This is a genomic window from Pantoea sp. GD03673 (assembly GCF_029844725.1).
GTDB lineage: Bacteria > Pseudomonadota > Gammaproteobacteria > Enterobacterales > Enterobacteriaceae > Pantoea.
In genome coordinates this window covers 147504-169914 of the sequence record NZ_JAOCKJ010000005.1, presented here as the reverse complement: position 1 = coordinate 169914, position 22411 = coordinate 147504, and the positions used below count along the sequence as shown (strand labels likewise).

At 54.6% G+C, this 22411-nt stretch carries 17 protein-coding genes; 7 read left to right on the top strand and 10 right to left on the bottom strand.

Annotated elements, in window-relative coordinates; genetic code table 11:
* Positions 1-808: 808 nt before the first annotated feature.
* Positions 809-3142, bottom strand: a complete 2334-nt coding sequence (gene arcB / locus N5J69_RS11120; RefSeq protein WP_279770309.1) for an aerobic respiration two-component sensor histidine kinase ArcB — start codon at positions 3140-3142, stop codon at positions 809-811.
* Between the two features lie 893 nt (positions 3143-4035).
* Between arcB and N5J69_RS11115 the strand changes: the two genes are divergently transcribed.
* Together N5J69_RS11115 and N5J69_RS11110 are read left to right on the top strand one after the other, a co-directional pair.
* Positions 4036-9567, top strand: coding sequence for a glutamate synthase-related protein (locus N5J69_RS11115; protein WP_279770308.1), 5532 nt, complete (start codon positions 4036-4038; stop codon positions 9565-9567).
* A gap of 185 nt (positions 9568-9752) precedes the next feature.
* Positions 9753-11510 (top strand): sulfite reductase subunit alpha, encoded by a 1758-nt coding sequence (locus N5J69_RS11110; RefSeq protein WP_279770307.1) that lies wholly within the window; start codon positions 9753-9755, stop codon positions 11508-11510.
* Positions 11511-11621: 111 nt separating this feature from the next.
* On the opposite strand, the gene sspB is transcribed toward N5J69_RS11110, so the two are convergent.
* The 5 genes from sspB to zapE form a co-directional block, all read right to left on the bottom strand.
* Positions 11622-12107 (bottom strand): ClpXP protease specificity-enhancing factor, encoded by a 486-nt coding sequence (sspB, locus tag N5J69_RS11105; protein ID WP_013359871.1) that lies wholly within the window; start codon positions 12105-12107, stop codon positions 11622-11624.
* Positions 12108-12110: 3 nt separating this feature from the next.
* The gene (gene sspA / locus N5J69_RS11100) at positions 12111-12752 is read right to left on the bottom strand and encodes a stringent starvation protein SspA (RefSeq protein ID WP_003851135.1); all 642 of its coding nucleotides are present in this window, start codon (positions 12750-12752) and stop codon (positions 12111-12113) included.
* Positions 12753-13083: 331 nt separating this feature from the next.
* Positions 13084-13476, bottom strand: coding sequence for a 30S ribosomal protein S9 (gene rpsI, locus N5J69_RS11095; protein WP_008925401.1), 393 nt, complete (start codon positions 13474-13476; stop codon positions 13084-13086).
* Positions 13477-13491: 15 nt separating this feature from the next.
* Positions 13492-13920 carry a 50S ribosomal protein L13 gene (gene rplM / locus N5J69_RS11090; RefSeq protein ID WP_008925400.1) on the bottom strand — a complete coding sequence of 143 codons (429 nt, stop codon included), beginning with the start codon at positions 13918-13920 and terminating at the stop codon, positions 13492-13494.
* A 227-nt stretch (positions 13921-14147) separates the two neighbouring features.
* Entirely contained in the window at positions 14148-15275 is a 1128-nt protein-coding gene (gene zapE / locus N5J69_RS11085) for a cell division protein ZapE (protein ID WP_279770306.1), read from the bottom strand.
* Between the two features lie 178 nt (positions 15276-15453).
* Here zapE and zapG point away from each other — a divergent pair, with 178 nt between their 5' ends.
* From zapG to degS, 3 genes are all read left to right on the top strand, one after another.
* On the top strand, positions 15454-15855 hold the full coding sequence (gene zapG / locus N5J69_RS11080) for a Z-ring associated protein ZapG (protein ID WP_279770305.1): 402 nt from the start codon (positions 15454-15456) through the stop codon (positions 15853-15855).
* Between the two features lie 111 nt (positions 15856-15966).
* Positions 15967-17340: a serine endoprotease DegQ gene (gene degQ / locus N5J69_RS11075; protein WP_279770304.1), complete on the top strand. Its 1374-nt coding sequence runs from the start codon at positions 15967-15969 to the stop codon at positions 17338-17340.
* 89 nt (positions 17341-17429) lie between these two features.
* Positions 17430-18491, top strand: coding sequence for an outer membrane-stress sensor serine endopeptidase DegS (degS, locus tag N5J69_RS11070; protein ID WP_033731249.1), 1062 nt, complete (start codon positions 17430-17432; stop codon positions 18489-18491).
* Positions 18492-18651: 160 nt separating this feature from the next.
* On the opposite strand, the gene epmA is transcribed toward degS, so the two are convergent.
* On the bottom strand, positions 18652-19629 hold the full coding sequence (epmA, locus tag N5J69_RS11065) for an elongation factor P--(R)-beta-lysine ligase (protein ID WP_279770303.1): 978 nt from the start codon (positions 19627-19629) through the stop codon (positions 18652-18654).
* A 135-nt stretch (positions 19630-19764) separates the two neighbouring features.
* Between epmA and N5J69_RS11060 the strand changes: the two genes are divergently transcribed.
* Positions 19765-20289 (top strand): lipocalin family protein, encoded by a 525-nt coding sequence (locus tag N5J69_RS11060; protein ID WP_033781615.1) that lies wholly within the window; start codon positions 19765-19767, stop codon positions 20287-20289.
* Between the two features lie 54 nt (positions 20290-20343).
* On the opposite strand, the gene N5J69_RS11055 is transcribed toward N5J69_RS11060, so the two are convergent.
* The 3 genes from N5J69_RS11055 to efp all read right to left on the bottom strand — a co-directional run bounded on the left by N5J69_RS11055 (position 20344) and on the right by efp (position 21329).
* Positions 20344-20478: an entericidin A/B family lipoprotein gene (locus N5J69_RS11055; RefSeq protein WP_003848302.1), complete on the bottom strand. Its 135-nt coding sequence runs from the start codon at positions 20476-20478 to the stop codon at positions 20344-20346.
* A 102-nt stretch (positions 20479-20580) separates the two neighbouring features.
* On the bottom strand, positions 20581-20712 hold the full coding sequence (locus tag N5J69_RS11050; RefSeq protein ID WP_003848306.1) for an entericidin A/B family lipoprotein: 132 nt from the start codon (positions 20710-20712) through the stop codon (positions 20581-20583).
* Between the two features lie 50 nt (positions 20713-20762).
* The gene (efp, locus tag N5J69_RS11045) at positions 20763-21329 is read right to left on the bottom strand and encodes an elongation factor P (protein WP_279770302.1); all 567 of its coding nucleotides are present in this window, start codon (positions 21327-21329) and stop codon (positions 20763-20765) included.
* A gap of 43 nt (positions 21330-21372) precedes the next feature.
* On the opposite strand from efp, the gene epmB reads away from it, so the two are divergent.
* Positions 21373-22401 carry an EF-P beta-lysylation protein EpmB gene (gene epmB, locus N5J69_RS11040; RefSeq protein ID WP_279770300.1) on the top strand — a complete coding sequence of 343 codons (1029 nt, stop codon included), beginning with the start codon at positions 21373-21375 and terminating at the stop codon, positions 22399-22401.
* The last annotated feature ends 10 nt before the right edge of the window (positions 22402-22411 follow it).

The window sequence follows — 22411 nt, the reverse complement described above, 5'->3', positions numbered from 1 at the left end:
TCGCTGAAAACCGGTCAGCGGCTTCCAGACTTTATTCAATCATTTTGCATCAAAATGCTGGAACAGTTCGAAATAGTTCAAGCACTTCCGAAAAAAAGGAATCGGTTCCATTCATGACCCCTGCTTAGCATCTTTCCAGATAAACACTTAATATTGGATAATAAGCGCCGGTTAGAATCATTCAATCTGCTTAACTGTTATTTTTTTATGACTTATGAGCCGCCCAAAGCTTAATCAGAATCACGGTTATAACGTATAAATAAACAGCGCTTAACGGCATCACTCCTGGCTGAAATGGCACTCTTCGCTCGCTTCAGGTGCGCGGATGTCAGCGCCATGAAAGGGCAAAGTTTCAGATTCATTTTTATCATTCCAAAACGTTTTGGATAATTCGTATCGTTTCAGGCCGGTCACTTGCAATATCAGCGCGTTAGCCGCACTGAACAGGCGGATGTGAATGCCAGCTCACTTTATTGCTGCTCAGCCTTTGCTTTGCAGCAGGGCAGCGTTAAAACTACACTAAAAAGGCCAGATTTGATTAAAATATCAGCAATTCAGCAGAGAAAATGATTCCTTGCTTGACTGTGTTGCCAAATTAATGTTTTCTGTATTTAAACGCTGCTCAATATCACAATTTTTAATGAATCTTGTCACATGAGAAGATGAATTTGCTAAGGTGATGACAGTGTTAACCAATACCGTGCGGCTGCATTAATTATTCAAATCATAGCGGTCGCAATATTTTCCCTGGTGTTGGCGCAGTATTCGCGCACCCCGGCCTCGGCTGGGGTCATTTTTTTCCGGGGTATCACTTATCCTGCTCTGCCACCCAGTCGCGCAATACCTGCACATCGTGTCGCCATTCGTGCTTCAGCTCGTCAATCCATTCAACAACGTTGTCCCACCACGCCGGTAATTCAGGACTCTGGATCTGTTTCGCCAGCATCTGCAAACGCTGCAGCCCGACCGACCCCGCCGCCCCTTTTATCTTGTGTCCCTCTTCCGCAATGCCTTTCTGATCGCGTGCCATCAGATTCGATTCCAGCACCGCAAGATAGTCTGGCATCATCTTTTCAAACATCGTCAGGCTTTGAGTAATCAGACCAGGCCCCACCAGCTCGATATACTGTTCCAGCATCGCCACATCCAGCAGCATCCGGGTTTTGTCATCGCTGGCATCCGCGGTTTCCTCTTCCGGCTCTGCCTGATAATCCCAGTACTTTTTGATCATGGCGGTCAGTGCTGGTACCGCCAGAGGCTTGCTCAGAACGTCGTCCATCCCTGCATCGAAGTACTCTTTCTTATCTTTGAGGACGTTGGCGGTCAGCGCAACCAGCGGCGGCAGATGCGTTCCCTGATACTGCTGACGGATGGCACGTGAGACATCCAGCCCGGTCATATCGGGCAGCTGAATATCCAGCAGCACCAGATCAAACTCCAGCGGATCGAACAGCGCCAGCGCCTCGCTGCCGGTCATGGCCACCTCCACGCTGCAACCCAGCTTCTCCAGCACCGAGCGCGCCACGATCACATTAAGCTCAATATCTTCAACCAGCAGGACGTGCAGCGCCGGGAGCGGCAGGCTGTCATCCAGGCCTTCATCTTCCACCTCTTCAGCAATGCGCGGCGCGTTGATCTCAACGGTGAAGCATGAACCCTGTCCGGGTGCGCTGTGGACGCGGATATCACCGCCCATCGCCTGCGCCAGACGGCGTGAAACCGCCAGTCCGATGCCGGTACCGGTTGCCGGTTTGCCGCCATGCTGATCTTTGACCTGATAGTACATCGCAAAGATTTTATCCTGCTCCTCCTGACGAATACCCATGCCGGAGTCCTGCACCTCAAAGCGCAGCGTTTCGTCCTGCTCATAGGTTACCCGCACCACGATTTCGCCCTGCTGGGTGAACTTCACGGCGTTACCAATCAGGTTCCACAGAATCTGGCGCAGACGCGTTCCGTCTGTTGAAATCATGTGCGGCAGTGGCAGTTGCGGCGCGAGCACAAACTTCAGTCCTTTTGGCTGTGCCAGCAGACCGGAGAGATTTTCTAAATCGGCAAGGAAGCCGGTGAAGTCGAGCGGCTGATTATCAAGCTGCACTTTACGGCGCTCGATTTTGTCCACTTCAATCACATCATTGAAGATGTTGCCCAGCGTGATGGCAGAGACGTGGATGGTTTTGAGATATTTCAGCTGTTCCTGATTGAGGTCGGTATCCAGCAGAATGCGGCTCAGGCCAACAATGCCGTTAAGCGGCGTACGAAGCTCGTGGCTGATCGTAGAGATAAAGGTGGTCTTTTCCCGGCTGGCGTTCTCTAACGCGTCCTGATAGCGCTTACGCTCGGTTATATCGCGGCCAAAGCCCATCAGCCCGCTGCGCTTACCCACGCGGTCGTAATAGGGCACTTTACGGATCTCAAAACAGGCTTTGCGCCCGTCGGGATATTGCAGCCACTGCTCATAGGTCAGCGAGACGTTATGACGGAACACCTTTTCGTCCGTTTCCAGCACCTTCGTTGCCGCTTCATCATCATAGATATCGCGCGGCGTCAGGCCAATCAGCTGTTTTTCGCTTTTGCCGGTCAGCAGCTCCATCGCACGGTTACAGCCGGAGAACTGTTTGTCGATGTTGCGATAGAACACCAGATCGGGCGAGGCATCCAGGAATGAGCGCAGAAAGGAGGATTGCTGCTCCAGTTCAATCTGTGCCTGCTCGCGACGCGTCACCTCTTCACGCAGCTTATCCATGACCTGCTCGCGTGCCAGCTCCGCCTTTTTACGATCGCTAATCTCCTGATTCAGCTGCGTGATGGTCTCTTTCATCTGCTGATTGAGTTCAAGGTCGCGGGTGCGCATCTCTTCCAGCTTATCCACCAGCCTTGCCAGCCGCTGCCGCGACTCTTCCAGCTGGTCGACCACCACCGACAGAAAATAGACTGCCCAGGGCGTAATCAGCAGCCCGAAGAAGACCGAACGCACCACGTCAATGCTCTCGACATGGCCCCGCAGTACCATCGTAACCGCCATCTGGACAATCATCGCCAGCACCACCAGCGCAGACGCCAGCAGCAGCGAGAACCTCACCAGCCCAAGCTTGACCATTAAATCAACGTAGTACTGCGCCAACAGCCGAATTTGTTTCATAACAACTCCCTGGAAGAGAAACAGCCTCATAATAGCGCAGTTAGCCCGCTGACGTCCCGGCACGTCGCGTGGAGATACGGGAACAAATGCGCTTTTATGGTGCATTCGCGTAGCCGATCGGCGACGTTAAGGACAAAGCGGTTAAAACCCTTGACTGTTTGTGCCAAATGAATAATCTGTAATGCCGCCAGCGAATCACCGATTTCTCTGTACGGCCTTTTATCACCCTCCTGGCAACGTCCTGTTGCGCAGGCTTACCTTTTTATATGCATACCCATTCATCTTAAGTGATGTTTTAAGCACGCCTGTGCTGATTAATTTTTCTTATAACCAACCGCGGTTTCATTCAAATAGGCGGACATAAGAAAAACAGATACATGCTATGCATCAACGGTTCTGAACAGCATTTAATGCTGTTTAATACCCTGTCACCAGCATGGTGCAGAGATCTGATGCCTGCACTACAGTGAGTCAGTTCACATTTATGGGCCGATCGCCAGGCACCAGAGTGATACATTTTAAACCTTAAAAACCAGTTAATTCATAAGCTTAATCATATAAAACCGCTGTTAACCCCGTCTGACCGCCCTATTTGACCTGATTACGCTTTCCCGATAAGTTGGAAATCCGCTGAAAGCTTTCCAGACGGGCTATTGTCTCGGCATATCTATGCAACAAGAAGACTCCCGCGCGGTTTAAGTCATCTCCTTTAAGAGACCGGAAATCAGAGAGCAGCTCAATTAAGGACGTTTTACCGATGTCTGGAGAGAAATGCTCAGGGCTATGACGCGCGCTCGACAGAGCATGGCGATGAAAATGATGTTGCGCCCCGGTGCGCTCAGACCCTGAAACAGTGCAGGTAATGTCACAGCAGTAAGTTAAGGAGACCCTCAATGTCCACTCAAAAACCTCAATCCTATGGCTTGTATGATCCGACAGCAGGCAGTGACAGCTGTGGTGTAGGTTTCATTACGCGCAAGGACGGCGAGCAGACCCACGAAATTCTGAAGATGGCGCACAGCGCCCTGTGTACGGTGCCTCACCGCGGCGGTATGTCAGCGGAAGGCGTCGGTGATGGCGCGGGGGTCAACGTTGACCTTTCGCTGCATTTCTTCCGCAAGATTACCGGCCAGCCGCTGGAAGCAGGCCGCTTCGGCGTCGGCAACTTCTTTGTGCCAAAAGATGCAGCGCTGCGCGCGAATGCCGAACGTCTGGTCGATGAGACACTCAGCAGCTTTGGTCTGCCGGTGATCATGAAGCGTGACATGCCGCTCGACAGCAGCGTGACGCGTCCGGCTGCCGTGCAATTTCAGTTACCGATTCTGCAGTGGATTTTCACTGCGCCACAGGACGTGGTCGACCAGAACGACTTCGAACAACGCATCTACCGCGCCCTGTTAACGATTGAAGCCCGTGCCTTTACCGAAAGCGAATTTGGCGGTCTCTATCCGCTGTCGCTGTCGTCGCGCACCCAGGTGTTTAAAGCCCGCCTGAACTCCAATGAAGTCATCCCCTACTTCAAAGATCTGACCGATCCCGATCATCAGGTGCGCGGGCTGTTTTTCCATACCCGTTTCTCGACCAATACCGATCCGCATACCACGATGGCGCAGCCTTTCCGCCTGATGGCGCACAACGGTGAGCTGAACACGGACCGTAAAAACCGCATCGCGGAGTCCGCGCTGGCGCTGGCCCGTGGCAAGAAAATCGTGCGGCCGAAAGGCCAGTCCGACAGCTCGCGTCTGGATCAGAGTATCCACAGCCGTCTGATGGAAGATGACCTCGATCTGATCACCGCCGTCGTCTCGATGATGCCGCCCGCCTGGGAAAACGACAGTTCGCTGTCACCAGACGTGCGCGACATGCTGGAGTACTTCTCACTGTATGAAGAGAAGAACGACGGCCCTGCAGCATTAATCTTTGGCAATGGCGAAGTGATTGGCGCTCGTCTTGACCGTCTTGGCCTGCGTCCACTGCGCTCCGTTGAAACCGCTGAATATATCGGTGCGATGTCAGAAGCGGGCCAGATTGCTTTTCCACCTGAAAGCGTGTTGCGTCGTGGCCGTATCGAAGCGGGCGGCATGCTCTATTTCGATCATCGTGAGAAACGCAGCTACACCACGCTGCAGGCGCTGGAAAAACTGGCTGCAGAGAAAGATTATTCGGCGCTGCTGCGTGAAGCACGCGTCGGTCTTGACGATCTGCCCGAGATCCCGGCAGAGCAACAGGGTTCACCGCTGCGTTATCGCGGCGATCTGAAAACCTATCAGCGCTTTGTGGCTTACTACTACAATCAGGAAAGCTTCAAGTTCATGATGGACCCGATGCTAAACACGGGCGCAGAGAAAATTTCTGCGATGGGTTACGGCAACGCCATCAACGGCTTATCCGATCATGAAGGCGGCATGGCGCACTACTTCTCTCAGCGCTTTGCTCAGGTTACCAACCCGCCGCTGGACTCAATCCGCGAAGTGGATGGTATGACGCTGCGTGTCGCGCTGGGTGCCAAACCGCATCTGGGCCGCAGCAAAGGTCGCCAGATTGTGGTGCCGACACCGATCCTCAGCCACCTTGATATGCTGCGTCTGCGCGAGCAGACCATCGCACCTTATGCCCGCTTTGAGATGCTCTATGAGCCGGTAATCGGCAAAGATTTGCTGAGCACCACTGCGAACGCGAATGCGCTGGAAAAAGCGATTGATGACCTGGCACAGCAAGTTGTGGATTTTGCCCGTTCCCAGGGTGGCATCGCCGTGCTTACCGATCGCCACATTTCGTCAACGCACGCCGCGATCCCGATGCTGCTGGTGGTTTCGGCCATCAACCAGCGTCTGGTGCAGGAAGGCCTGCGTCTGGATGTTTCCCTGGTCGTGGAAAGCGGCCAGAGCATCTCCTCGCACCACATTGCTGCCACCCTTGGCTTCGGGGCTTCCGCTATCTATCCACTGGGCGTACAGATGCGTGCAGAGGAGAAATTTGGTGAAGGTGAAGAAGGCAACAAAGCCTTTAAACGCTATGCCAAAGCGGCTGAAAAAGCGCTGATGAAAACCATGGGTAAAGTGGGTCTCTGTACCGTTGAGAGCTACAGCAGCGGCGAATTCTTCGAGCCTAACTTCCTTAACACCGACGATCCGGTGCTGAAAAAGTATTTCCCGAATATCAGAACGCCGGTAGGTGGCGCAGGTTTCGCGGCTATCGCGCAGATGGCCGTTGACTGGCACCAGAGCGCACTGAAAATTCAGGGCGAAGCTGAAGTGCCTTTGCTGGGCCTGTTCAAAGAGCGTGCTGAAGGTGCTGGCCACTCTTACGGCACCATTGCCGTGCGGACCTTCATCGACATGACTGAAGAGCCGATTCGCTTTGCCGACAAAGCGCGCGAAGAGGACAACTTCATCCGCCTGATGACGCTGGCAAAACTGGATAACGCGTTTGGCATCAAGCCAGAAACCTTTAAAGACAGCAGCTTCGAGCGCATCCCGGATGAGGTGATCAACAATTTTGCGATTACCGCCGATTACCGTCAGTTCTCAAGCCTGATGTATGAAGAGCGTAAGCGTCGCCCGGCGGCGCTGCGCGATATCCTGACTTTCCCGGCTGATCTGACGCACATCGACAGCGAAGCGGAGTTCCGCCGCAAGCTGGGGCGCTACTCGCTGACCAACAACGGCTTTGCCATTCGCGGCATGGAGTGTGAAGCGGTGGATGGCAGCCTGAATCACTTTATGCTGCGTCTGACCAATGCTATCGAGGGCCTGAAACCTGAGAGCGAACGCCTGCAGAACCTGTCCCGTGCTCTGAAGTCCCGCTTCGGCGACGAGATCGAAAGCAGCGATGTGGTCACCGGCGGCCTGAAAGTGACTGCGTACGGCAAAGCGGCAGATTATCTGTCACGCATCTTCACGACGCTGCCCTCACTGCCGCTGAGCGAAGTACAGCCAGCCTGTGAAATTACCCGCACCTTTGCATCCGGGGCAATGAGCCACGGCGCACTGGTCGCCCCTGCTCATGAAGCGGTCGCACACGGTACGAATATGGTCGGCGGCATGAGTAACTGCGGTGAAGGCGGTGAGCATTACTCCCGTCACGGCACCATCCGTGCCTCGCGTATCAAACAGCTGGCTTCGGGTCGTTTCGGCGTCTGGGCTGCCTATCTGGCGGACCCGATGCTGGAAGAGCTGGAGATTAAAATTGGTCAGGGTGCGAAGCCTGGCGAAGGTGGTCAGTTACCGGCGGCCAAAGTGACCGTTGAGATTGCGGCGGCCCGTGGCGGTACACCTGGCGTTGAGCTGGTCTCGCCACCGCCGCATCACGACACCTATTCTATCGAAGATCTGGCGCAGCTGATCCACGACTGTAAAGCGGCACGCGTACGCGTGATCGTCAAACTGGTGTCGTCCGAAGGGATCGGCACCATCGCGGTGGGCGTGGCAAAAGCGGGTGCCGACGTGATCAACGTCGCGGGTAACACCGGCGGCACAGGCGCTGCATCGGTGACCAGCCTGAAATATACCGGACGTGTGGCTGAAATTGGCATCGCTGAAGTACACCAGGCACTGTGCGCCAACGGCCTGCGCGAGAAAGTGCTGCTGCGCTGCTCCGGCGCACAGCAGACCGGCAGCGACGTAGTGAAATCTGCTCTGCTGGGCGGTGATAGCTTTGAGTTCGGTACAACGGCGCTGATGATGCTCAAATGCGTGATGGCGAAAAACTGTAACGTTAAGTGCCCGGCTGGCTTAACCACCAACGCCGAAGCCTTTGATGGCGATCCGCGTCAGCTGGCGCAGTACTTCCTCAACGTGGCACATGAAGTGCGTGAGATCCTGGCGCGCATGGGCCTGCGATCCCTGCGTGAGGCACGCGGTCGCGCTGATCTGCTGCACCTGATGGATCACCCGCTGGAAGTGGGCAAACTCGATTTACGTGCCATGCTCACCGTGGTGCCTGAGCTGAAAATCGACAAGCCGGTTTATCTGGAAAAAGATTTTGAGCTGGATGATGGCTGGATTGAACAACTGAAGCTGTCTCTGGCAGAGCAGAAAAATCCTGACGTCTCACTGGGCAACAGCATCGTGCTGAATAACCGTAACAAAAGCGTTGGCGGCCAGCTGGCAATCGACATTGAGCGCATGCTGAACCATGAGCTCAGCCCTGAGCAGTTAAAGGCAATGCCTGCGGTGCTGAGCGACGATCGCGGTCGCCACTATCTGGCCCCTGAGAGCGTAAAAATTTCCACCACCGGTTCTGCCGGTCAGTCATTTGGCGCATTCTGCAACGATGGCATGCAGCTGACCCATTACGGCACCTGTAACGATGGTGTTGGCAAAGGACAGTGTGGCGGCGAACTGATTGTGATGTCGCCTGGCGGCGGCGCGCAGGATGGCGATGGCAACGTGCTGATCGGTAACTTTGCGCTGTTTGGCGCGACCGGCGGACGTCTTTTCGTGCAGGGCCAGGCGGGTGACCGCTTCGCGGTGCGTAACTCAGGCGCCACGGCTGTGGTTGAAGGCGTTGGTGACTTCTGCTGCGAATATATGACCAACGGCGCCATCCTTAACCTGGGCACCTTTGGTAAAGGATTTGGCAACGGTATGAGCGGCGGCTTTGCTTACCAGTACGACCCGTATGGATCGCTGGCCAGCCACGCGGCGGGTGATTCAGTGCGGTTCGGATCGATTGCCGATCAGGATGAGATGGCGCAGGTGCACAAGCAGGCGGTACTGACCATGCTGAACTGGCATCTTGAAGCGACCCAATCGCCACGTGCCGCCTGGCTGCTGGAGAACTGGGAAACAGAGTGCCACCACTTTGTCTATGTGATGCCGCGCTCGCTGCTGCTTTATCAGGATGGCGGCGAGATCCTGAAAGCCAGGAGCCGCAAAGAGCTGCTCGAAGAGCTGTCTACGGCGCTGGCAGGCCATCAGGTAGCGAAATTTAAAGCGGCGTGGCGTCAGGGCAAAATCATCGCCAACGGTGCCGTACCGGCCTATGGTGCAACCGATACGCAGGAGATGTTTGTCCTGCTGAACAACTACACCGTGCTGAGCTTCGCCCAGCAGCTGGCTCTGGCGAAGTTGCCGAAAGGCACACCGGTTGAAGATCCGGCGGTAGAAAAAGCGGTCCGTAATCTGCTGATGACGGAAGACTTTTCGCTGATCAGCAAGCTTCAGCGTCATGCCCGTTCCGCCATCGAAAGTTACAGCGATGATGAACTGGCCAGTCTGATTGGCACCAAACGCATGTCAGATTACAAAGCGGCGCTGACGCAACGTAACATCCGTTCTATGGACAGTCTGGCAACCTACGGCTGGATCATGTATCAGGATGCCTGTAACCGGGAAGTGCTGGGCCACCTGCCAGACTTTGAAGAGCTGTTTGCACGTGCGGCATTGCCTGAAATTGCCGCTGCGGTGGGTAAACTCTCCTGACAGTGATACTGATCAGGCTGAACTGAATATTATTAATTGATCATTGCCCGGATTAATCGTTGTCCCGGACAGATGCAGAACCGCTCTCCCCTGCTGCACACGCTGCGGCGCGGGAAAGCGGAACCGCTTTCAGACCGGATAACGCGACAGATGACGGGCGAGAACGGGATTGAGTAAAAGTACCCATGAAAATTCCTTATATTCCAGAAGATGCACCTTTTAATGGCGACCAGAAGTACTGGCTGGCTGGCTTTCTCGCAGGTCTTCACTCCCGTTTGCTGGTATTAGAAGACAAGCAGCAACCCGCCGCGGGTTCTGCTGCAGCCGCGACCACGCAACTGCACATTCTGTACGGCTCACAGACCGGCAATGCCGAAGCGCTGGCGCAGACTGCGGCGAAATCTGCCCGTGCAAAAGGACTGGTGCCCGTGGTTCAGGCGCTGGGGGATGTCGATCTCGACGTGTTTGCCACCATGCGCCATGTCCTGATCGTGACCTCAACGTATGGCGAAGGTGAAATGCCGGACAACGCGCAGCTGTTCTGGGATGCCATCTCAGCCAGTACCGCGCCGCGCCTGGAGCAGATGCACTTCGCCGTTCTGGCGATTGGCGATACCGGCTACGATGGGTTCTGTCAGGCGGGCAAGTTCATTGATATGCGCCTTGAGCAGCTGGGTGCGAAACGCGTGGTCGATCGTATCGACTGTGATATTGATTTTGAGGAGCCGTCCAGCGAGTGGCTGAACAGCTCGATGCCACAGTTCGCCGCCAGCGCCGGTAGCAGCGGCACCGTACTGGAAAGCGCACCTGAAGCGCCAGTTATTCCAGGCAGCAACAAATCGAATCCATATGCCGCCGCGCTAATCACCAACAAGCGCCTGTCTGGCGAGCAGTCAGCCAAAGATATTCGTCATTTCGAATTCGACCTGTCTGACAGCGGCCTGAAGTATGAAGCGGGCGATGCACTGGGCGTAATTCCGGTCAACGAGCCGTCACTGGTCAGCCTGCTGCTGACCCAGCTTAATGCGGATTACCAGACGCCAGTCCCTGGCTTTGATCGCAGCCTCGGCGACCTGCTGACCTATCAGTTTGAAATCTCCGAGCCGTCACGCAAGTTAATCGAATGGGTCGGGCAGAACACCACCAACCAGGAACTGCGTCATGTTTTACAGCATGATGATAAAGATGCGCTGGGCGTCTGGCTGTGGGGCAAAGATACCCTCGATCTGCTGCAGCTGGAGCTGACACGCACGCTGGCGGTGCCTGAGTTTGTTGCTCTGCTGCGTCCGCTGCAGCATCGCGCTTACTCCATCTCATCAAGTTCTAAAGCCCATCCGAATCAGGTGCACCTGACCGTTGCTTCGGTGCGTTACCACAGTGGTGGCCGTAATCGTGGTGGCGTCTGTTCAACCTATCTGGCCGAACGCGTGCGTCGCGGTGAGAAGCCCGCCATCTTTATTTCACCGAATAAAGCGTTCCGCGTGCCTGCTAACAACAGCGCACCGCTGATCATGGTGGGTCCGGGCACCGGTATTGCCCCCTTCCGCGCCTTCCTGCAGGAGCGCCAGGCCACCGGTGCGCAGGGTAAAAACTGGCTGTTCTTCGGCGATCAGCATCAGGAGCATGACTTCATCTATCAGGATGAACTGCTTGCCTGGCAGGATAACGGCTTGCTGACCCGTCTGGATCTGGCCTTCTCACGCGATCAGGAGAAGAAGATCTACGTGCAGAGCCGGATGCTTGAACAGGGCGCAGAGCTCTATGCCTGGCTGCAGGAAGGGGCTTACTTCTACGTCTGTGGCGACGCCTCGCGTATGGCGAAGGATGTGGATAACGCGCTGTATGAAGTGGTTCGTCAGTTTGGTGGTCTTTCTACCGAGCGTGCTGCGGACTATGTCGATCAGCTGAAGAAAGAGAAACGCTACCTGCGCGACGTTTATTGATCGTGAAGGTCTGCTGAAAAAATCCGGCTTGCGCAGGCAGCCGGATTTTTTTATGGCTGACCGGCAAAAAAATACCCGTCGCATGGACGGGTATTCACGATGATGTCACGGCTATTTCACGACGCGCAGTGAAGGCCGTCCGCCACGTGGCGGAGGATCATCATCAGGCGGTGTCTCGTCGTCGCTGGCATCGTCAGGACGATCGCCATCAATCACGGACATCATCGTCTCTTCCTGACCCTCTGACGCCTCCTGCATGCCCAGCTCGTAAGCCGGTTCCGGTTCAAACATCGTTCCGGCACCGTTTTCACGTGCATAGATCGCCAGAATTGCCGCCATCGGCACGTTAACCTGGCGAGGAACGCCACCAAAGCGGGCGTTGAACGACACCTGATCATTTGCCAGATCGAGGTTACCGACAGCGCGTGGCGCAATGTTCAGGACAATCTGACCATCACGCGCATACTCCAGCGGCACCTGCACACCCGGCAGATTAATGTCGACCACCAGATGCGGCGTCAGCTGGTTGTCGAGCAACCAGTCATAGAAGGCGCGCAGCAGATAGGGACGACGTGCAGTAAGTTGCGACATTTCCATACGTTAAGCCCGGGCTTGCAGGCGCATTTCACGTTCAGCTTCAGTTAATGAAGCAAGGAAAGAGTCACGCTCAAATACGCGGTTCATGTAACCTTTCAGCTCTTTTGAACCCGAGCCGATCAAATCGATGCCCATAGAAGGCAGACGCCATAACAGCGGTGCCAGGTAGCAATCGACCAGACTGAACTCTTCGCTCATGAAGTAAGGCGTACGGCCAAACAGTGGCGCGATGGCCAGCAGCTCTTCACGCAGTTGCTTACGTGCAGCTTCGGCTTCCTGACCCGTGCTGTTCTCAACTTTCCGCATCAGGCTGTACCAGTCCTGCTCGATGCGATGCATCATCAGGCGGCTATCACCACGGGCAACCGGATAAACCGGCATCAGTGGCGGATGCGGGAAGCGCTCATCTAAATATTCCATGATGATGCGCGATTCATACAGCGTCAGCTCACGATCTACCAGCGTCGGTACCGTGCGATACGGATTGAGGTCAATCAGATCCTGCGGCAGGTTATCCATTTCGACCTGCTCGATCTCTACGCTGACACCCTTCTCCGCCAGGACGATACGAACCTGATGGCTGAAAATGTCAGTAGGACCAGAAAACAGCGTCATTACCGAACGTTTGTTGGCAGCGACAGCCATGAAAACCTCCAAGTTTGTTCACAAAAAGATACTGCGAATAGCCAACCACACGGCGATTCACCAGCTTATCGAACTCGCACGCAACCTGGTTAGCCGCGTCACAGATACTGACGCCCCGAGAATGGGAAGGCGCATAATGCACCGGCCTGCGGGCGCAAAGTGACACAGAGTTTACCAGATTTTAGGCTGCTTGTGGGCGTGGAATGAATCTTTGCAGGTAAATTGAGCGCGACATTACGGTTTTCGCGGGGGGCCGAAGGGAAGGCAGAAAATAAAAAACCCGCCGAAGCGGGTTTTTTGAGCCAATTGCTGCAGCCGGAGCTGCAAACAATTAACGCTTGGAGAACTGAGGACGACGACGTGCTTTACGCAGGCCGACTTTCTTACGTTCAACCTGACGCGCATCACGCGTTACGAAGCCAGCTTTACGCAGCTCGCCACGCAGTGATTCGTCGTATTCCATCAGAGCGCGGGTGATACCGTGACGGATCGCACCAGCCTGACCAGAAATACCGCCACCTTTAACAGTGACATAGAGATCGAATTTACCAACCAGGTCCAGCAGCTCAAGCGGCTGACGAACTACCATGCGGGCAGTTTCGCGACCGAAGTACTGTTCCAGAGAACGTTGGTTAATAACGATGTTACCGCTACCCGGCTTAATGAATACGCGAGCGGTAGAGCTTTTGCGGCGACCAGTGCCGTAGTTTTGAGTTTCAGCCATTGCCTTTAATCCCGATTAAATGTCAAGAACTTGCGGTTGCTGTGCCGCATGGGTGTGCTCGTTGCCTGCGTAAACTTTCAGTTTACGGTACATAGCACGACCCAGCGGGCCCTTCGGCAGCATGCCTTTAACCGCGATCTCAATCACACGCTCAGGACGGCGAGCAATCATCTCTTCAAAGGTCGCCTGTTTGATACCACCGATGTGGCCAGTGTGGTGATAGTAGATCTTGTCAGTACGCTTGTTGCCGGTTACAGCAACTTTTTCTGCGTTCAGAACGATGATGTAATCACCCGTATCAACGTGCGGAGTGTATTCCGCTTTATGCTTACCACGCAGACGGCGCGCCAGTTCAGTCGCCAGGCGACCCAAAGTTTTGCCCGTTGCGTCAACTACAAACCAGTCACGTTGGACGGTTTCTGGTTTAGCTGTAAAAGTTTTCATCGAAAAGCTTACCCAAATTAAGTTACACGTTGGTGAAATCCCAAACGCTTAAGTAAACGAATGAGGCTCACACGACCATTTTGACCAGCAAGCCACCCCTTCGGATAGAGTTACTGGAACACAGAGGATTTGGGAAAAAAATCCTTTGCTGTAACGTGGGGTCGCAAGATTATAGAGAAGTCGATTACAAAAATCGAACCCTATTTCGGTATTTATCCTGTTTATTCTCACGGCAGGTGCGGTAAACGCAGATACTCTTCGCTCTGCATCTCCTGAAGCCGTGATAAACAGCGCTGATATTCAAACTTCAGCCGCGTGCCCTGATAAATCTCTGTGAGGGACGTTTCTGCCGCGACCACCAGCTTCACATGACGCTCATAAAACTCATCGACCAGGGCCAGGAAACGGCGCGCCTGATCTTCGGTTTTATAGATCATCACCGGCACGTCATAGAGCAGCACGCTGTGAAAACGGCGCGACAGGGCAATATAGTCATGCTGGCTGCGCCCTTCACCGCACAGGGTCGTAAAATTAATCGCCAGTACGCCTTCGCTCACGCCCAGCGTCGGCATCTGACGGTGATTAATTTCCAGCACCGGTGCCGCGTCAGGCTGGCTGCCCGACAGCGCTTTAAACATGCGTGTCATTTCAGCGTGCGTTTCGTGGTTCAGCGGATAGTTCCACAGATGGGCAGAGGTCAGCGTGCGCAACCGGTAGTCGATACCGGCATCCACATTCATCACATCACAGTGCCGTTTTATCTGCTCGATGGCGGGCAGGAAACGCGCGCGCTGCAGACCATTGCGATAGAGGTCGTCCGGTGGAATGTTCGACGTTGCCACCAGCGCAATGCCGCGTTCAAACAGCGCCTCCATCAGCGTACCCAGCAGCATTGCATCCGTGATATCGGAGACAAAAAACTCATCAAAACAGAGGATGTCGGTTTCCGCTTTGAATTTGTCCGCAATAATCAGTAATGGATCGCTCTGTCCCTGAAGCTGCGTGAGTTCTTCGTGTACCCGCAGCATAAAGCGGTGGAAATGCAGACGCAGTTTGCGATCGCCAGGAATAGACTGAAAAAAGAGATCCATGACCCAGGTCTTACCGCGACCCACCCCGCCCCACATATAGAGACCGCGCACCGGTTGTGGCGTCTCATTTTTCTCTTTACCCATCAATTTTGACAGGCGACCCAGCAGGCCGGATGTGGCGGGCGCGGCGGACTGTTGCCGGGCAACCAGCGCCTGCTGCAGCGCATCTAAACGGGTAATCGCTTCACGTTGTACGTCATCGGGCCTGAATTCGCCCTGCGACAGCGCCTGCTCATAGCGTGCAAGCGGAGTTGAAGTTTGCATTGTTGTTTCAAAGTCCCTGAATGGTGTCTGATTGATACCACGGTTGCTGAAAAAAAGGCCGTTCTACACTAAGCCATGCTGCTCCGGAGTTCCACATCCATAAGATTAACGGGTATAGTGACTATTATTGAAATGGTGCAACGCCCTACGGAACAATGGAAATAACACGGGAGTCATTATGACCTGGGAATACGGGCTAATTGGTTTAGTGGTAGGTATTATTGTCGGCGCAGTCGCCATGCGTTTTGGCAACAGAAAGCTGCGTGAGCAGCGCAGCATGCAGTACGAGCTGGAAAAATCGAAAGCGGAGCTGGCTGATTATCGCGAAGAGCTGACCAACCACTTCGCGCAAAGTGCGGAGCTGCTGGACAACATGGCGCGTGATTATCGTCAGCTTTATCAGCATATGGCAAAAGGCTCCAATGACCTGCTGCCGAATCTGCCTGGTCAGAAAAACCCGTTTGCTTATCAGCTGACCGAAGCCGAAGCGGACAACGATCAGGTGCCTGTGCAGATGCCACGCGACTACTCTGAAGGCGCATCGGGTTTACTGCGTGGCGAGCGCCCTGCCCGCGACTAATCTTTTTGGGGCGCGGCTTGTCTGCGCCCACCTTATTTTGCGAACCCTGACCGCAAACGACTGTCACACTCATTAATTCCTGCCACCTTTTGCAGCGAGAGCGTTGTAACAATGAAAAAACAAGCACGCCTGTTTAGCGCATTAGCCCTGAGTATCGGGATGAGTCTTGCCGCCGCACCAGACGCGATGGCAACGCTGCCAGCACAAATTGCGGGCCAGCCGCTGCCGAGTCTGGCACCGATGCTGGAGAAAGTGTTACCTGCTGTGGTCAGTGTTCACGTGGAAGGCACCGATTCAGGTGCGCAGGCTCAGGATATTCCTGAACCGCTGAAGCGCTTTTTCGGCCAGATGCCTGGCGGAAACAGCCAGCCACAGCCGTTTGAAGGTTTAGGTTCGGGCGTCATCATTGATGCCGCTAAAGGCTACGTGTTGACCAACAATCACGTGGTCAACGGTGCGGATAAGATCAACGTACAGCTTGGCGACGGCAGCGAATATGAGGCCAAACTGATCGGCCACGATGAGCAGACTGATATCGCACTGATTCAGATTCAGGGCGCTAAAAACCTCACGCAGGTGAAAGTCGCGGACTCTGATCAGCTGAAAGTGGGTGATTTCGCGGTAGCAATCGGTAACCCGTTTGGTCTTGGACAAACCGCCACCTCCGGGATTATCTCTGCGCTGGGCCGCAGTGGCCTGAATCTGGAAGGGCTGGAAAACTTTATTCAGACCGATGCCGCCATAAACCGGGGTAACTCAGGCGGTGCGCTGGTCAATCTTAACGGTGAGCTGATCGGTATCAATACCGCGATTCTGGCCTCAAGCGGCGGTAACATCGGCATCGGCTTTGCTATTCCGAGCGATATGGCGATGAACCTTGCGCAGCAGCTGATCAAATTTGGTGAAGTGAAGCGCGGTCAGCTCGGCATCAAAGGCACTGAAATGACGGCCGATATGGCTAAAGCGTTCAATGTGGACGCACAGCGCGGTGCCTTTGTCTCGGAAGTCTTACCGCAGTCTGCCGCGCAGAAAGCGGGCGTGAAGTCAGGCGATATCATTACGTCGATCAACGACAAGCCCATTACCAGCTTCGCAGAGTTGCGCGTCAAAGTGGGCACCACGCCGCCTGGCGAGCAGGTTAAGCTTGGCCTGCTGCGCGAAGGTAAACCGTTAACGGTGACCGTCACGCTGGAGCAGAGCGCTCAGACCACTGCCAGCGCACAGCTGATGTCACCCGCGCTTCAAGGTGCAACCCTGAGTGATGGACAGACCAAAACCGGTGATAAAGGTGTGAAGGTCGATACCATCGAAAAAGGCACACCGGCTGAACAGGTTGGTCTGCAGAAAGATGATGTGATTATCGGCGTTAACCGCAACCGGGTTCAGACCCTTGCGGAAATGCGTAAAATTCTGGAAGGAAAACCGCCTGTGCTGGCACTGAATGTCGTGCGCGGCGATGAAAGTATCTATCTGTTGTTGAGATAAACCTCGCATTACGGCGGACACAAGCACGTGTGTGTCCGCCGCTCTCATGCTATTCTCCCCTGCGATCTCCCCTGGCGTGATTTAACACCATGTTTCTTAAACTTTTGCGTGCCGTGGTGCTGGGCCTGATTGTCGCGGGTATTTTGCTCGCAGCACTGCCTGCACTGCGTATGGGCAGCGACGCCCTTTATAACCACGAAAATATTACCGACGAAACGCCCTTTAGCTTCAATCAGGGGGTGCGCCGTGCCGTGCCTGCCGTCGTGAATGTTTACAATCGTAGCGCTCACGGCAACAACAATCGTGGCATCACTACCCTGGGATCAGGGGTGATCATGAATACAAAAGGCTACATCCTTACCAACAAGCATGTGATCAACAATGCCGACCAGATTATCGTGGCGCTGCAGGATGGCCGTTTCTTTGAAGCGACGCTGGTGGGTTCCGATGGCATGACCGATCTTGCCGTGCTGAAGATTACGGCCTCTGGCCTGCCCGTTATCCCGATTAATCCCAACCGGCAGCCGCATATCGGTGATGTGGTGATGGCGATCGGCAACCCCTATAACCTCGGTCAGACGGTGACGCAGGGCATTATCAGCGCCACAGGACGCGTAGGCCTGAGTTCGTCAGGCCGCCAGAACTTCCTGCAGACCGATGCCTCAATCAACCAGGGTAACTCTGGCGGGGCACTGATTAATTCGCTTGGCGAGCTGATGGGCATTAACACCCTGACGTTTGATAAGAGCAATGATGGCGAAACCCCGGAAGGCATTGGTTTTGCCATTCCGACCGTCTTAGCCTCAAAAATCATGGATAAGCTGATCCGTGATGGCCGGGTGATCCGCGGCTATATCGGTATTACCGGGCGTGAGTTGCCGCCGCTGCATGGACAGGGCAGCAGTCTGGATCGGGTTCAGGGCATTATTGTCAGCGTGGTTACGCCTGACGGACCGGCTGATAAAGCCGGGATTCAGGCCAACGATGTGCTGCTCAGCGTAAACGGCAAGCCTGCGATTTCCGCACAGGAGACGATGGATCAGGTGGCCGAAATTCGTCCGGGTTCAGTAATTGATGTGCAGGTGCTGCGCAACGACCAGAAGCTGACGCTACCGGTGACGATTCAGGAGTTTCCGGATAGCAGCAGCTGATTGCCGGAGCCTGAATCTCACAGCCATGACTTAGCCTGACGGGCAGGGGTGGCCCATCTGAAGAGCAAAGCGTCCGAGCCAGGATGGCGAGGCAGACCTGCAGGGATGCAGGGTTCCTTTGCGATCAGATGGGCCATCCCTGCCCTTTTCATCCGGACTTCTAGCAACGATCCACCGGAAACGCGATCACCTCGCTCAATGAGTCCGCTTTCAATGCCAGCATAATCAGGCGATCAATACCCAGCGCGACCCCGGAACAGGCGGGCATGCCATGCGCCAGCGCATCCAGCAGATAGGTATCAATCGGATGTACAGGCAGGCCACGCGCCGCACGGCGACGGTTATCCTGCTCAAAGCGCTGACGCTGCTCACGGCTGTCGGTGAGTTCACGGAAACCGTTCGCCAGCTCAATGCCTTTGTAATAGACCTCGAAGCGTTCAGCCACACGGTGATCTTCGGTACTGATCTCCGCCAGTGCAGCCTGGCTGGCCGGGAAGTGATAAACGAAGCAGGGTTTATCCTGACCAATCTTCGGTTCCACACCCAGCATAAACAGCAGCATCAGTAAGGTATCGCGATCCTCTTCTGCACGCGCCAGCTCGCCTTCTCCCAGCTTCTCGGCCGCTTCACGCAACTGCGCTTTATCCGCTGACAGCGGATCCAGCTCCAGATGGCGGATAAACGCCTGCTGATAGGAGAGCGACTCAGCGCTGTCACACTCCAGCACCTGCTGCATCAGATCGTCGACTTCGTTCATCAGACGGTACATGTCGTAATGCGGACGATACCACTCCAGCATGGTGAATTCCGGGTTGTGGTGACGTCCCGCCTCTTCATTGCGGAAGCTGCGCGCCATCTGGTAGATCGGGCCGCTGCCCGCCGCCAGCAGGCGTTTCATATGATATTCCGGGCTGGTCATCAGCCAGAGATCGCGCCCCTGCGCCGCACCAGGCCCGACAAAACGGGTCTGGAATGGCACCAGATGGATATCGGTAATCGTTGCCTGGCTCATCGCCGGGGTATCGACTTCCAGCACGCCGCGATCGGCAAAGAAACGACGCACTTCGGCTAAAATAGCGGCGCGTTTTAACAAATTGGCGATGGATGCGCTAGGTTGCCAGCTTGCCGTTTCGCTCATGGTGATGACTCCTGATACAAATTAGGAGGGGAAGTCTACCTGCAATGCCTGCAGCAAACAATCTCGTGCCCATGCTGCCAAAAACAGCGTTTCGGCTTCTATACTTAAGCGGTTAAATCACAAAGGAATCCCACTATGTCTCCATGGAAAACAGTTGTTGCCAGCCTGAGTGCCTTTCTCTCTGTGGCCTGCAGCACCACGCCGCCCAAGAACGTCACGGTCATCGATAACTTTGACAGCCAGCGCTACCTTGGTCAGTGGTATGAAATTGCCCGCCTTAACCACCCTTTTGAACGTGGCCTTGAACAGGTGACGGCAAACTACAGCCCGCGAGAAGATGGCGGTCTGAAAGTTATCAATCGTGGCTATAACGTTAAAAAGCAGCGCTGGCAGGAGAGTGTCGGTAAAGCCTATTTCACTGGCGAACCCCAGCGTGCTTCCCTGAAAGTCTCTTTCTTTGGTCCCTTCTACGGCGGCTATAACGTTATCGCACTGGATCCCGATTATCGCTATGCACTGGTGTGTGGCCCGAATCGCCACTATCTCTGGATACTGTCACGGACACCCCAACTGGAGCCGGGCGTAAAAGAGAAGCTGGTTGAGCAGGCGCGTCGGGATGGTTTCCCGGTTGAGGAGTTAATCTGGGTAAAACAGAAATAGTGCGCAATCTGACAAGCCGGTACGAAAGCCTTTCGTACCGGCTGGAATAACAGGTTACTTCGTGCTGTTCTGAATCGCCTGGCCACCCGCTTCGACATCTTCACCGACGCCACGCGTTGTATTACACGCCGTCAGCAGAGAAGAGAGCACCAGTACAGAGAAGATTGCGGCAATACTTTTCTTTAACATAACAATGTCCTTTTTGATGGATGTAAAGTACAGCGTTTTAAGCATAGCCGGATTTCAGGCGGTTGCTGCAGACGGGACTTTAAAAAGGACAATCAGTTAAGGTCATTTTGCCGCACGCGAAATGGCACCGCCTAAGTGGGAGACATCTTCGCCAAAACCGTGGAATGTGTTGCAGGCGCTAAGCGCAGAAGAGACCAGCAACGCGAACGCGATTAATTTTGCCAGCTTGATCATTTTTTCTCTCAGACAAGAAAAAGGCGCACCAGAAGATGCGCCTGCGAATCTTATTTCACGCGTGACACGTATTCGCCAGAGCGGGTGTCAACTTTCACCACTTCGCCCTCTTGCACGAACAATGGCACTTTCACTACCGCGCCGGTAGAGAGCTTGGCTGGCTTACCGCCGGTACCTGCGGTGTCACCTTTCAGGCCTGGATCGGTTTCCACGATTTCAGCTTCGATAAAGTTCGGCGGCTGAACGGCGATTGGACGACCGTTCCACAGCGTAACGATACATTCAGCGTTGTCCTGCAGCCATTTTGCTGCATCGCCAACAGTCTTCTCTTCAACCGGGAACTGCTCAAAGCTTTCCTGGTGCATGAAGTGGTAGAACTCACCGTCGTTGTACAGGTAGCTCAGGTTGGTATCCATTACGTCTGCGCCTTCAGCGGAGTCGGTGGATTTGAACGTTTTTTCAACGCGAGAACCCGTCAGCAGGCGACGCATTTTAACGCGTGCGAATGCCTGACCTTTACCCGGTTTAACGAACTCACTGGATTCGATGGCATAAGGTTCGCCTTCGAACATGATTTTAAGACCGGGACGGAAATCGTTGCTAGAATAAGTCGCCATGAAGGCCCTCTACGAAAATTGATACTGGTACTAAGCCAAAAAAATGGCACACATTGTAACCCTAAAAATACCTTCCAGAGAAGATTGGTTGCAGCAACTTGCGGATGTTGTCACTGAACCTGATGAATTACTGCGGATTTTAGCCCTGGATCAGCACACTGAGCTGGCTGCAGGCGCAGATGCGCGGCGTCTTTTCGCCCTGCGTGTGCCGCATGCGTTCATCCGCCGGATGAAAAAAGGCGATGCGCACGACCCGCTGCTGCTTCAGGTTCTGACTCAGCGTCAGGAATTCATCGATACGCCAGGTTATAGCACCGATCCGCTCGATGAACAAAGCAACGCGGTGCCCGGACTGCTGCACAAATACCGAAACCGGGCGTTATTGCTGGTCAAAGGCGGCTGTGCGGTCAACTGCCGCTACTGCTTTCGCCGTCACTTCCCCTATCAGGACAATCCCGGAAATAAGCGGAGCTGGCAGGCGGCGCTGGACTATATCGCCGATCACCCCGAGCTTGATGAGATCATTTTTTCCGGCGGCGATCCTCTGATGGCAAAAGATCATGAACTGGCCTGGCTGATCGCGGCGCTGGAACAGATCCCACACCTGAAGCGTCTGCGTATTCACAGCCGTTTACCGGTGGTGATACCGGCGCGCATCACCGATCAACTCTGCCAGACGCTCAGCGAAACCCGTCTACAGGTTCTGATGGTGACACACATCAATCATGCGCAGGAGATTGATGATGCGCTGCGTGAAGCGATGATCCGTCTGAAACGTGCGGGCGTCACCCTGCTGAATCAGAGCGTTTTACTGCGTGGCATCAACGATAATGCGCAGACGCTGGCGACCCTGAGCAACGCGCTGTTTGACGCCGGTATTCTGCCCTACTATCTGCACGTGCTGGACAAAGTGCAGGGCGCAGCGCATTTCTTTGTGTCAGATGATGAAGCCCGCCAGCTGGTTCGATCCCTGCTGTCACAGGTCTCAGGCTATCTGGTGCCGAAGCTGGCGCGTGAAATTGGCGGAGAACCGAGTAAAACACCGTTAGATTTGCAGTTACGTCAGGAATAAAAACGGCCAG